At 44.5% G+C, this 12,950-nt stretch carries 10 protein-coding genes; 8 read left to right on the top strand and 2 right to left on the bottom strand.

The window, feature by feature from the left end:
* Window positions 1–44 precede the first annotated feature (44 nt).
* The 6 genes from ACQEXT_RS07890 (at window position 45) to ACQEXT_RS07865 (ending at window position 5,537) form a co-directional block, all read left to right on the top strand.
* Window positions 45–1,073, top strand: coding sequence for an amino acid ABC transporter substrate-binding protein (locus tag ACQEXT_RS07890; protein ID WP_138972347.1), 1,029 nt, complete (start codon window positions 45–47; stop codon window positions 1,071–1,073).
* A gap of 76 nt (window positions 1,074–1,149) precedes the next feature.
* Window positions 1,150–2,352, top strand: a complete 1,203-nt coding sequence (locus ACQEXT_RS07885) for an amino acid ABC transporter permease (protein WP_426951401.1) — start codon at window positions 1,150–1,152, stop codon at window positions 2,350–2,352.
* Between the two features lies 1 nt (window position 2,353).
* The gene (locus ACQEXT_RS07880) at window positions 2,354–3,451 is read left to right on the top strand and encodes an amino acid ABC transporter permease (protein ID WP_426951399.1); all 1,098 of its coding nucleotides are present in this window, start codon (window positions 2,354–2,356) and stop codon (window positions 3,449–3,451) included.
* A gap of 20 nt (window positions 3,452–3,471) precedes the next feature.
* The gene (locus ACQEXT_RS07875; RefSeq protein WP_138972344.1) at window positions 3,472–4,221 is read left to right on the top strand and encodes an amino acid ABC transporter ATP-binding protein; all 750 of its coding nucleotides are present in this window, start codon (window positions 3,472–3,474) and stop codon (window positions 4,219–4,221) included.
* A 194-nt stretch (window positions 4,222–4,415) separates the two neighbouring features.
* Window positions 4,416–5,078, top strand: coding sequence for a Bax inhibitor-1/YccA family protein (locus ACQEXT_RS07870; RefSeq protein ID WP_426951397.1), 663 nt, complete (start codon window positions 4,416–4,418; stop codon window positions 5,076–5,078).
* A gap of 129 nt (window positions 5,079–5,207) precedes the next feature.
* On the top strand, window positions 5,208–5,537 hold the full coding sequence (locus tag ACQEXT_RS07865; protein ID WP_269376781.1) for a TusE/DsrC/DsvC family sulfur relay protein: 330 nt from the start codon (window positions 5,208–5,210) through the stop codon (window positions 5,535–5,537).
* Window positions 5,538–5,566: 29 nt separating this feature from the next.
* Here ACQEXT_RS07865 and yccX read toward each other — a convergent pair whose 3' ends face one another.
* Window positions 5,567–5,839: an acylphosphatase gene (yccX, locus tag ACQEXT_RS07860; RefSeq protein WP_138972341.1), complete on the bottom strand. Its 273-nt coding sequence runs from the start codon at window positions 5,837–5,839 to the stop codon at window positions 5,567–5,569.
* 246 nt (window positions 5,840–6,085) lie between these two features.
* On the opposite strand from yccX, the gene ACQEXT_RS07855 reads away from it, so the two are divergent.
* Window positions 6,086–7,489, top strand: a complete 1,404-nt coding sequence (locus ACQEXT_RS07855; RefSeq protein ID WP_426951395.1) for a methyl-accepting chemotaxis protein — start codon at window positions 6,086–6,088, stop codon at window positions 7,487–7,489.
* Window positions 7,490–7,585: 96 nt separating this feature from the next.
* A complete protein-coding gene (locus ACQEXT_RS07850) occupies window positions 7,586–8,779 on the top strand; it encodes a class I SAM-dependent methyltransferase (protein WP_138972340.1) in 1,194 nt (397 codons plus the stop codon).
* 194 nt (window positions 8,780–8,973) lie between these two features.
* Here ACQEXT_RS07850 and ACQEXT_RS07845 read toward each other — a convergent pair.
* On the bottom strand, window positions 8,974–12,950 hold a 3,977-nt coding region (locus ACQEXT_RS07845; RefSeq protein ID WP_426951394.1), incomplete at its 5' end, for a VWA domain-containing protein.

Genomic DNA, 12,950 nt, shown 5'->3' with positions numbered 1-12,950 from the left:
CAGGTTGAACCTGATTTAACATGGATCATACAGGAAGGATACAAATGGCACATAAACTAACACTTCTTGCTTCAGTTGTAGCGGCATCTACTGCACTGATGTCTACAAGCGCTGCTGCTGCGGATAGCACGCTAGATAAAGTAACTAAACAAGGTTTCCTAACTTGTGGTGTAAGTACTGGCTTGCCAGGTTTCTCTAACCCTAACTCTAAAGGTGAATGGGAAGGCATTGACGTTGAATACTGTCAGGCGCTTGCTGCGGCAGTACTTGGCGATAAGTCAAAAGTTAAATACGTTCCTCTAACAGCGAAAGAGCGTTTCACTGCACTTCAATCTGGTGAGATCGATGTTCTTTCTCGTAACACAACTTGGACGCTTCACCGTGATACAGCTCTAGGTCTAAACTTCGTTGGTGTTAACTACTACGATGGTCAAGGCTTCATGGTTAAGAAAGACCTTGGTCTAACAAGCGCTAAAGAGCTAGACGGTGCTTCTGTATGTGTTCAGTCTGGTACGACAACTGAACTTAACCTAGCGGACTACTTCCGTAACAGTGGTATGTCTTACAAGCCAGTTGTATTTGATACAGCCGCTCAAACTTCGAAAGGTTTCGACGCTGGCCGTTGTGACGTACTAACCACTGACCAATCAGGTCTTTACGCACTTCGCTTGAATCTTCAAGATCCTGCATCAGCTCAAGTTCTTCCAGAAATCATTTCTAAAGAGCCTCTAGGCCCAGTGGTTCGTCAAGGTGACGATCAATGGTTCAACATCGCTAAGTGGACTCTAGCTGCAATGGTGAACGCTGAAGAATACGGCATCACTTCTAAAAATGCAGACGAAATGCTTAAGTCTCAAGATCCAAACATCAAGCGTATTCTTGGTGTAGACGGTCCTAAAGGTAAAGGCCTAGGCATCCGTGACGATTGGGGTTACCAAGTTGTGAAACAAGTGGGTAACTACGGCGAGAGCTTCGAGCGCACAGTCGGTGAAGGTTCACCACTACAAATTTCACGTGGCGTAAACGCACTGTGGAATGCGGGTGGCTTCATGTACGCTCCTCCAATCCGTTAATTTTTACATAGTTACAATAGAAAATGGGCGGTTTTGGCCGCCCTTTTTATAAAAATGGATTTGAGGTTATAGCTGTATGAAACCTACTAATTTTGCGACGAAATCGGATAACGGACCGAATTCAAACGCTAACCTTTTATACAATCCCACCTTTAGAGCTGTTGTTTTCCAGATCATAGCGATTTCAGCACTCGTTTTTTTCTTTTACACAATTGTCAATAATGCACTAACCAACTTAGAAGCACGTGGTATTGCCACGGGTTTTGACTTTCTAACTCAAGAAGCCGGCTTTGGGATTGGCTTAACGCTGATTGAGTACGATGAAACCTTCTCTTACGGCCGCACCTTTATGGTCGGGCTACTCAACACGGCGCTAGTCTCGTTTTTTGGTATCATCCTCGCGACGGTGATTGGCTTTCTAATGGGTATCGCACGCCTTTCGTCTAACTGGTTAGTTAGCCGTTTTGCTGCTGTTTATATTGAGACATTCCGTAACATTCCTTTACTTCTTCAGATTTTCTTCTGGTACTTCGCGGTTCTGCAAGCACTTCCGTCAGCTCGCCAAAGTTTAAGTCTGGGTGAAGCCATTTTCCTCAACGTTCGTGGCCTCTACTTCCCTGCCCCAGTCTTTGGCGAAGGTTCTTCCTTTGTTGTAGCAAGTGTGATTATTGGCATTATCGCGACGCTTTTGATCGGTGTATGGGCGAAAAACAAGCAAAAACTGACCGGTCAACAAACGCCTATGGGACGTATCGTGCTGGGGCTCTGTGTTGCTCTACCTGTCATCGTTTACTTCTTAGCAGGTTCACCTATCTCTGCCGAATACCCTGTGCTAAAAGGCTTTAACTTTAAAGGTGGTATTACCATCATCCCAGAACTGGCGGCTTTGCTCATCGCGCTTAGTGTTTACACGGCGTCGTTCATTGCTGAGATTGTACGTTCAGGTATCAATGCCGTTAGCCATGGTCAGACAGAAGCCGCTATGTCACTAGGGCTACCTCGTTCTCGTACGCTAAAGCTGGTGGTTATCCCTCAGGCACTGCGTATCATTATTCCACCGCTGACTAGCCAATACTTGAACTTAACCAAAAACTCATCGCTTGCGATGGCGATTGGTTACCCCGACTTGGTTTCAGTATTTGCTGGTACAACGCTGAACCAAACTGGTCAGGCGATTGAAATCATTGCGATGACGATGGGTGTTTACTTAACACTCAGCCTAGTCACATCGGCTCTGATGAACTTGTACAATAAGAAAGTGGCTTTGGTGGAGAGATAGAATGAAAGTACATCAATTTCAGCCTAGCCTTCCGCCGCCTGCAAATACGGTTGGTCTGGTAGGTTGGCTAAGAAAAAACCTATTTAATGGTCCAATAAACTCAGTCGTAACAATTATCCTCGCCGTTTTATCCGCGATGGTACTATGGGACGTGTTTAACTGGGCTATTCTCAGTGCAGACTGGGTTGGCACAACCCGTGACGCATGTAGTCGTGAGGGTGCGTGCTGGGTATTTATCAGCGTTCGCTGGGACCAGTTTATGTATGGTTTCTACCCTTCCGACGAGCTTTGGCGACCTCAGTTTTTCTACGTAACACTGGCTATCTTTACGATATTGCTGGCTTACGAGAAAACACCTAAGCGTCTATGGATTTGGTTATTCTTCGTAAACGTCTACCCATTTATCATTGCTGCTTTACTTTATGGCGGTGTATTTGGTCTGGAAGTTGTCGAGACGCACAAATGGGGTGGCTTGCTGGTTACACTGATTATCGCACTTGTCGGTATTGTCGTTTCGCTACCTATTGGCGTTGCTCTGGCACTAGGGCGCCGTTCAGAAATGCCAATCATTCGCAGTATGTGTACTGTCTACATTGAAGTATGGCGTGGTGTACCTCTTATCACGGTTCTGTTTATGGCTTCAGTTATGCTGCCCCTGTTCCTTTCTGAAGGTTCAGAAACAGACAAACTTATCCGCGCATTGATTGGTGTGGTGATGTTTAGTGCTGCCTACATGGCGGAAGTGGTTCGTGGTGGTCTTCAAGCTATTCCAAAAGGACAATACGAAGCCGCAGACGCGTTAGGTCTAAGTTATTGGAAAAAAATGGGGCTGATTATTCTTCCCCAAGCACTGAAGATTACTATCCCATCTATCGTGAACACCTTTATCGGATTGTTCAAAGACACCAGTCTGGTACTTATCATCGGTATGTTTGACGTACTGGGTATCGGACAAGCTGCAAACACTGACCCTGAGTGGTTAGGCTTTGCAACGGAAAGTTATGTATTTGTCGCGTTAGTGTTCTGGGTATTTTGTTTCGGCATGTCGAGATATTCGATCTGGCTAGAAAACAAACTTCATACCGGTCACAAACGATAATTAGAGCTCAAGGACGTATTATGACGCAACAACAAGATTACATGATCCAAATAAAGGATATGAACAAGTGGTACGGCGAATTCCACGTACTGAAAAACATCAACCTAAACGTTAAGAAAGGCGAAAAAATCGTTATTTGTGGCCCTTCTGGTTCTGGCAAATCCACCATGATTCGCTGTATTAACCGTTTGGAAGAACACCAAAAGGGACAGATTATCGTTTCTGGCAATGAGCTGACTGAAGATCTGAAAAACATTGAGGCCGTTCGTCGTGAAGTTGGTATGTGTTTCCAACACTTCAACCTGTTCCCTCACCTAACTGTTTTAGAAAACTGTACGCTGGCTCCAATTTGGGTGAAGAAAATGCCTAAGGAGGAAGCTGAAGCGATTGCGATGAAATATCTAGAACGCGTTAAGATTCCAGATCAAGCCGACAAATATCCAGGCCAGCTATCTGGTGGTCAGCAGCAGCGTGTTGCCATTGCTCGCTCACTTTGTATGAGCCCGCAAGTGATGCTGTTTGATGAACCAACGTCGGCACTTGACCCAGAGATGGTTCGTGAAGTACTTGACGTTATGGTTGAGTTAGCCGGAGAAGGCATGACCATGTTGTGTGTAACACACGAAATGGGCTTTGCTAAAGAAGTGGCTGACCGTGTTATCTTTATGGATGCGGGTGAGATTATTGAAGAGAACAACCCAATTGAGTTCTTCGAAAACCCACAGTCAGATCGAACGCAAAATTTCCTTGCTCAGATCCTACACCACTAATTTCTAAAGATGGTATAACACAGGGGCGACTTCGGTCGCCCTTTGCAGTTGTTATATTGTGTTACATCTTTCAAAATACATAAGTTTTTATTTCTATTATTATTTTATCTACTACTAACTGACTTGGGGCTTGATCTTTTGGTCATTAAACCTCATAAATGTAGATATAAACATAAAACCTTACGAGGAAGATTATGAACAGTCCTATGTTTACCCGCACTTCAACGCAAGAAAGTGCTCTGCAAACAAACAAAGTATTGCGTAATACTTACGCTCTACTCTCTATGACTCTGCTTTGGTCTGCAGTGGTTGCTGGTGTTTCTATGGCGATGAATCTTCCTCGTCCGGGCATCATCATCACACTTGTTGGCTTCTACGGCCTGCTATTCCTAACCGAAAAGAACCGTAATAATAGCATGGGTTTGGTATTTACCTTCCTGTTTACTGGTTTCCTAGGCTACACGCTTGGTCCAATCCTTAACGCATACGTTGGCGCAGGAATGGGCGATGTGATCCTAACGGCACTTGGCGGTACTGCTCTGTCCTTCATGGCTGCATCTGCTTATGCTCTAACGACACGCCGTGACCTGTCTATGATGGGCGGTTTGATGATGTCATTGTTCGTCGTTCTGGTTGTAGGTATGATTGCGAGCTTCTTTATCCAGTCAACGATTCTACATCTGGCACTAAGCAGCCTGTTCATCGTGTTCTCTACCATGGCGATTCTGATGACGACTCAAGGCATCATCCGTGGCGGTGAGACAAACTACATTTCAGCGACGATTACGCTTTACGTTTCAATCTACAACATCTTCATCAGCCTGCTAAGCATCCTTGGCATTATGAATGACGATTAAGATTAACGTTTAATCAAACACCAAAAAGCCCGAAAGTTTATCTTTCGGGCTTTTTCTTTCTTGCCATATTGTCCAATCGCGGTATGCTGCGCTACCCTATTGAATATCAAACTATTTAGGATCGTTAAGATGTTTGAGTACAACGGCAAACAAATCGAAACTGACGCTCAAGGCTACCTACTAGACCATACTCAGTGGGAAGAAGGCATGATAGAGATATTGGCTCAACAAGAAGGCATTGAGCTAACTGAAGCCCATCTTGAAGTGGTTCATTTCGTGCGTGATTTTTATGAAGAATTCAACACATCTCCAGCCGTTCGAATGCTGGTTAAGGCGATGGAAAAAGCCCACGGCCCGGAGAAAGGCAACAGCAAATATCTGTTTAAGCTATTTAAACAAGGGCCAGCTAAACAGGCTACCAAATTAGCGGGTCTACCTAAGCCTGCCAAGTGCTTATAAAAAGATGCGATTGAGATCCTGTTGCCACGCTACAGGATCTGAAATCCTTTGTATGGCTTGTAGGAAACGCTCTGTCTTTGAACATGGTCAACACTTGATGTTTTAGGCCCTTGAGTCAGCCAGTCAGCCATCTCATCAATTTTCTCTTGCGCCCCACAAACCACGACTTCTACGTCACCATTGTTGAGGTTCTTAGCGTAGCCAACGAGGCCTAACTTTTTCCCCTGATACGAAGTGTGGTAACGAAACCCTACACCTTGCACTATTCCTGAAACGATAAACTTCGCACTGCACTCCTGCATGATTTACGCCTCCCACCGTTAGACTTTAAGTAATTAATCAATTCATTCCGATACGAATCTGTGGTCGATATATGCGCAATCATACCGTGTTGGATATTTTCACACCAAGGTTTGATGACAAGTTAATCTCTGCTGTTGAAAGCGCGCATATTTATCACAGTTATCTATGCTGCCGTACGTTATCTGTGTATATTTCAATATAAAATGTATTAGTGTTTGCATATTCTCAATAATAGGATGTTCGCAATGAAAGAAATACCGTTTCGCTGGATTGACAAATATCTCATTCATCTCAAAATTCAGGAAAAATTCTACTTACTGTTTGCTCTACCCCTACTGGCTGTGATCATTCTAACGCTGGTACTTAACAGTGCAGCAAACACCATGCTTGCTCATCTTTATCAGGATGAGCTCCACTTGATGCGTAACTTGATCGAAGCAGGCAACCTGACGCAAGCACAGGTAGCAAGTATTGTGGCGAGTTCAGACACCATCTCTATCGGCAGTGGTTTAGGCTCAGTTTCAGTGAATAACGGTGCATTCAGCCTCGTCGCTTCCCATGAGCAGAATTTATGGTCAGCAATGTCGACAACTCAAATGGTGATTGTTTTAGTCACCCTGTCACTTATTGCTTTAGGTGTTTACTACATCATGACTTTTATTGGTGGCGCGATGTTTACCATGAATAAAGCATTAGCCACATTAGCAAACGGCGATCTGACCAGCCGTATGAACTTCTTTAAAGTACGCGACGAGTTCAGTGAAATTGCGATTACCATTGATAAAGTGGCTGAGCGTGAACAAAATATGGTGATTTCTATTCAGGAGTCCATCGCTCTGATGCAACAGATCAGTTCTGACCTTAATCTGTCTAACCAGCAAAGCGCAGAAGTCTCTGGTACTCAGCAAGAGCACCTGAACTCACTGGCCAGTGCGACAGAGCAGATGGCATCAACAATTCGCGAAGTGGCCACTCTAGCACATGACTCAAGCACACAAACTGAAGATGCTCGTAGCGTTGCAACTCAAGGACAGGCCAAAGTCGTACACACCCTTGCTTCGATTTCACAGCTGTCGAAGGAGATTCAGTCTGCCTCTGAAGCCGTTGCTGAACTTGACGCCAATGCTGCGCAAATCGATGAAGTGGTGACAACCATTAACGCTATTTCAGAGCAAACTAACCTTCTCGCGCTTAACGCTGCGATTGAAGCAGCCCGTGCCGGTGAACAAGGTCGAGGATTTGCCGTCGTTGCAGATGAAGTGCGAGCATTAGCAGGACGAACTCAGCAAGCAACCGTTGAGATCCAAAGCATGATTGAAGCGCTACAGCGCAATAGCCAATCTTTAACTCGTTTAATGGAGACTACCGTCGTTAATGCTTCAGAAGGTCAGCAGTTGATGTCTGAAGTCGATGTTGAGATTGGCGCATTGGCTGAGAAGAACCAATCCATCTCAGACAGTAGCGTTCAAATAGCAACGGCGGCTGAAGAGCAAGGCGTGGTGGCGGACAATATTGCCGCTAGCGTTGAAGAGATTCGTGTTCAGGCTGACAACGTCCACAACATGATTAACACCACTAACAGCAACATCGCCCAGTTAAGAAGTCAGAGTGACCAGATGGAGTCACTGCTGACAGGCCTTAAAGCCTAACCTCAAGAGCCGCTTTTAAGCGGCTCTTTTATTTGCTTTTCCCTAGTAGTTCCTTGAAAATACCCCACCTTGAAAAACAAACAATTGAGTAAACCAATGACTCCAGCTATCTATCTAGTCAAAGGCCGTGATAAATCACTCCGCCGTAAACACCCATGGGTATTCTCGCGTGGTATCCACCGTGTTGAGGGTGAACCGACATTAGGTGAAACGGTTGATGTCTTCACTCACGATGGAAAGTGGCTGGCGAAAGCGGCCTACTCACCAAACTCTCAGATTCGTGCACGAGTCTGGAGTTTTGACAAGCAAGACATCAACACCGATTTCTTTGTTAAACGCATTCAAGACGCGCAACTGCTGCGTGAAGACATCATCGAGCGTGACGGTTTAACCGGATACCGTTTGATTGCGGCTGAATCTGATGGCCTACCAGGTATCACAATCGATAAGTTTCAGAACTACTTGGTATGCCAACTGCTGAGCGCTGGTGCAGAGTACCACAAGCAAACCCTTGTTGATGCGCTATTAAAAGTGTTCCCTGATTGCAACATCTACGAGCGCTCAGACGTGGCAGTACGTAAGAAAGAAGGTCTTGAGGAGACAACGGGTGTATTGCACGGTGAACAGCCACCACGCTCAGTAGTCATTGAAGAAAACGGTGTAAAGATCAGCGTGGATATTATCGAAGGCCACAAAACCGGCTTCTACCTTGATCAACGCGACAGTCGCCAGCAAGCGATGAAATACGTTAAAGACAAAGAAGTGCTTAACTGTTTCTCGTACACTGGTGGCTTTGGCTTGTACGCTCTTAAAGGCGGTGCCAAACGTGTGATCAACGCGGATGTCTCTCAGCCTGCGCTAGATACTGCTAAGTACAACGCTGAACTCAACGAGTTTGATATCTCTAAAAAACGCGCGGTATTCCTCAATGCCGACGTATTTAAGTTGCTGCGCGAATATCGCGATCAAGGCACCAAATTTGATGTTGTAATCATGGACCCGCCTAAGTTTGTGTCCAGCAAAAACAATCTAACTTCAGGTGCTAACGGCTATAAAGATATCAATATGCTGGCAATGCAGATCCTTAAACCTGGTGGCACACTACTGACCTACTCTTGCTCAGGCTTAATGAGCGGTGAGCTATTCCAGAAAGTGATTGCCGACGCTGCTGTCGATTCGGGTCGCCAAGTCAAGTTTGTCGAACGCTTTGAACAAGCGGCTGACCACCCTACTGACAGCGCGTACCCTGAAGGTTTCTACCTCAAGGGGTTTGCTTGTAAGGTGTTGTAGTTGCGAGTTGCGTGTTGCGTGTTGCGTGTTGCGTGTTGCGTGTTGCGTGTTGCGTGTTGCGTGTTGCGTGTTGCGTGTTGCGTGAAAATTCTGAAGGGTTGGCACTTGGTGTCAACCCTTTCTTTTTACTGGTGCTGAAGGACACACAGCCTAAATTACGAGCATTAAAAAAGGGCCTTGCGGCCCTTTTTGGTTTAGCTCTCTGGAAGTTTAGTAAACAGAGAGTTTATCAAGTCATTGAGAGACTCTCCTGTGACCTGCCCATCAGATAAGCTACTGAAGGAATTATCAACACTATTAACTGTTATCGTAATATCTTTATCCGAGTCAGTAATATGAATCTCCAGCTTATTATCATCTAGCTTGTCCACTGAAAGATGCTCTAAGAACTTCTCCATAGTGTCATCTTCTGTTAGTAGTTGCGAAACATCTATATGATCTAGACCAACTTGGAAGTCGGTAATCGTGTCTGTTTCGTTACGGCTATCATTTGGTGTTTGGTCAACCCACTTAAAGATATCCGCATCTTCACCGCCAGTTAAGATATCGTTACCTAAACCACCGATAAGCGTATCCGTACCGCCTTGACCGTAAAGAATATCATCACCCTCACCACCATCTAAGGTGTCGTTACCACCGCGAGTATCACCGTCAACATTAAGACTTTCGTGATTAGCTTTGATGTAATCATACACCTCAGAATCGGACGGAGCGGCGCCGTTCTTCAACTCAAGGAACTGCTTCAGAGCGTCTATCCCTGCACCTTCACCCAAGTCACTTGGCTTAACCGGATTACCATTAACACCCCAGGGAAGGTTGTCAGTGTTAATACTGTCACCAAACAAAATATCAGAATCACGTCCGCCCAATAGAGTGTCTCCACCCATAGGGTCGAGTTGCTGGACAGTTTCACCACCTTGAAGCACCGCTTGCAGTTCACTAGGCGTGTCTACTAATTGTACTTGTCCAGCTGGCAGCATTTCTGTAACGTAAATATCTTCAACTTTTGCCGTAGTGTCTTTGTTGTTTTTAGAAGCATCGTGTTCAAACACTAGGTAGTAGCGGCCTGAGTCAATATTATCAATTGAAACATGTTCAGTACCTTTAGTTTTATTCAACGTTGAACTTTGAACTAGACTACCATCTACATTGTAAAGTAACCAAGAGAAGTTACTGTTATCTAACGTAACTTTAAATTGCAGACTACTACCGTCTTTAGCAATGGAGAAGTCCTGACTCTTCACTGCCTCGACATAAGAGTTCCCACTTCCGTCATAATCATACAAAACTAACTTGTCATTGGATATCCAAGTACTAGAGTACCAATCGTCATCACTAATATCAGTGAAAGCGTTATTCGAAACGTCAATTAGTTTATATGGTTCACCTTGCTCCAGACTCGTAACCGACGTATTGTCAAAGAACTTAAGTATTGAATCATCAATATCGTTTCCAATACCTATGGCCATTACCTTAGATTTGCCACTTAGTTCTGCAAACTCATTGAGAGCGTTCTGAACTGTACTGTCAGCGGGTTTACCATCTGTCAAAAAGAACGTTAAATTTTCGGTATTACTACCAGCCGACTGATTATCAAACCACTCATTCGCTGATTCTAGTGCTTTATCGTAGCCCGTACCGCCATCATCAGGATCAAGTTGGTCTTCTATAACCGAAATTAAGTCTCTATACCCTTGACTATTTGGCTGTAAATCATTTACGGAGAAATCGACAACTACATTATATTCAAATCCGATCAACTTCAGATTTACTGTACCGTCATGATCTGCAAGATCCGCGGCTAATAGTTTAAGAGCGTCCTGAAGCATCTTAATACGAGTAGTCTGATTGCCATCACCATCAGTTGTTTTCCATCCCATACTGCCAGAGACATCCACAACTAAAGCAACATTATAGTTAACCCCTGGAGTGACGATAGTTTTATAACCACCTTGGTCTCCAATAAGAATATCGTTACCGCCATGACCTTCGTGAGTGTTGTCAACATTGTTACCAACAACCAGTTCAGAACCTGATAGTGTAACAGGCTCTGAAACTGTTGTGGTTTCAGTATCTGCGCCGACTTTCTCTTGGCTGGTTGCTGAAACTGACAAGTCAAAATCTAGGCTACCGTCATAGTCGTAAGGAGCAACAAGTTCCGCACTAACACTACCACTTAGTCCATTTCCAGAGACATTAAGCGTTACCGTATAAGTGCCATCGTTATTTGGGGTTTGTACAACACCATCGACTACTAATTGAACGCCGTCAGGAACACCAGATAAGATAACCGATTCGTCTTGAATAAACTCACTGCCATCTAGATCGGTTAGAGACACGGTAATGTCAACCGGTACGGTTACGTCCTGAATAACTGTATGTGTACCATCACTATTCAAAATGACAATAGCATCAGCAAAAACAAGTCGCTCGATCTCATACAAGTGTTCTCCTTCTGAGACAGGTGTATTTGCGTTATCCGTGTCTCGCTCTAACTTGTCAACCACATGCCAATATGGTTTATCGACACGCCCGTGATCATCATAGCGCTTAAACTCGTACTCACTGTAGTTACCCGAATAGACCACAGTGTCTTTGCCTTTATCTATAGAGGCACCGTCACCGCCATATATAGAGTCGTTACCGTCACCACCGAAAAACAAATCATTACCAGATGTTTGCATTTGGCCATCATTGTTATAGTAAGCCTCTCCGTAGATCCCCAAATCACCATGAAGCGCGTTGTTTAGACTATTGTCAACTAGAATATCATCGTGTGAGGTGTCTCTTACACCATCTAATTTATTCAGATAACTCTGAATGGCATTTAAATCTGAAATATCAATGCCATGGCCATATTTAGTTTCCTTAACTTCAAGCAGAATATTAGGAGCATCAGCCACAGGAGTTACATCAACATTCAATTGATAGTTGCCTTGGCTATAGTCAGTGCCATCACTGACCTCAAAACCAATAGACGCATAATCTACACCTGATTCATTGGTATCAGGAACAAAACGAACCTTACCACCTTCCAGATCTGCTACTGAAAGCTCCTGACCAGTCGTTACACTTACCCACTCGCCAGAACTATTCTTATACTCAAGCTGACCTTCTACTGGCAGCGAAGTAATTTTAATAGAAACTAGAGAGTCCGATTCGGCATCAAAGTAATTACCAAAATCTGAAACAGTCAGTACGTGAGGGGTATCTTCATCAGTTACTACATTCACGAGATCACTAACTGTCGGCGCATCGTTTACAGGGTTGATAACAATACTAACAGTAGCATCGTTACTCGTAAGGTCGCCGTCAGTGATATTGTATTCGAAGCTTACTTTTCCATAATAGTTTTCAGGTAGCGTAACTACTACATTCTCACCTACTACCTCGAAGCTTGCGCCTGCAATCGGATTACCATCCCCATCCACTAGGTTAAATGTGTCATTAATCGCTAACTTCGAGTGCGCTGTATCAACATCGCTATCGTTGCTTAGAAGTTCCGAAACAGGAATCGAAATGACATCATCTTCATTGAAAGCAAATATACCTTCTGAACTAACCTCTAGGCCTTCTAGGAAGTAATCTGATGAATCACCTTTACCTTGATCACCGCCTGTAAACTCAGTTGCCTCAAATACAATCTCGTCAAATGCGAAGCCATTGGTATCAATATCAAACTCACCAACATGACCGTCAGTGTTCGCAAATAAACCGCTGGCAATTGCTACACCGTTTAGATATGCCGTCCACTTGCCTTGTTCACTTGAGCCACCTTCAACAGCATATAAATGGCTTACTTTGAACTTACCTTCTGTAGCAGGTTCGTCGAACTTAATGCTTAACTTCTCAGATTCACCGGAATCGCGGTCATATTGGATCTGTTTCGCTGGACCATTATTGACATCACTATCAACTCCAATACCAACACTGTTTGAGTCGCTATTCTGAGAAATACCTTGGCTGACGCCATTAAAGGAAGCATCAACGCTAGCAACACCTTGGTTATCCCACGCACCATTTTCAGTATCAAAAGAACCTAGAGACAACACAAAACCTTGTGGGTCATCTAGTGCCACTGGTGCGTCGTTTGAGCCGTTCACGGTGATGACCAAGTTCGCTTTCGATTGGTCGCCGTCTGCGTCAGTCAAGGTGTACTCGAACGTCTCCG

It is taken from the genome of Vibrio sp. TRT 29B02, assembly GCF_050113655.1.
Taxonomy (GTDB): Bacteria; Pseudomonadota; Gammaproteobacteria; order Enterobacterales; family Vibrionaceae; genus Vibrio.
This window is presented reverse-complemented; position numbering and strand designations above follow the sequence as displayed.

Bases quoted from the DNA above. Each gene is read 5' to 3' on its own strand.
- ACQEXT_RS07885 (WP_426951401.1), top strand. From the start codon at position 1,150: ATGAAACCTACTAATTTTGCGACGAAATCGGATAACGGACCGAATTCA.
- ACQEXT_RS07855 (WP_426951395.1), top strand. From the start codon at position 6,086: ATGAAAGAAATACCGTTTCGCTGGATTGACAAATATCTCATTCATCTC.
- ACQEXT_RS07890 (WP_138972347.1), top strand. From the start codon at position 45: ATGGCACATAAACTAACACTTCTTGCTTCAGTTGTAGCGGCATCTACT.
- ACQEXT_RS07880 (WP_426951399.1), top strand. From the start codon at position 2,354: ATGAAAGTACATCAATTTCAGCCTAGCCTTCCGCCGCCTGCAAATACG.
- ACQEXT_RS07850 (WP_138972340.1), top strand. From the start codon at position 7,586: ATGACTCCAGCTATCTATCTAGTCAAAGGCCGTGATAAATCACTCCGC.
- ACQEXT_RS07870 (WP_426951397.1), top strand. From the start codon at position 4,416: ATGAACAGTCCTATGTTTACCCGCACTTCAACGCAAGAAAGTGCTCTG.
- ACQEXT_RS07875 (WP_138972344.1), top strand. From the start codon at position 3,472: ATGACGCAACAACAAGATTACATGATCCAAATAAAGGATATGAACAAG.
- yccX (WP_138972341.1), bottom strand. From the start codon at position 5,839: ATGCAGGAGTGCAGTGCGAAGTTTATCGTTTCAGGAATAGTGCAAGGT.
- ACQEXT_RS07865 (WP_269376781.1), top strand. From the start codon at position 5,208: ATGTTTGAGTACAACGGCAAACAAATCGAAACTGACGCTCAAGGCTAC.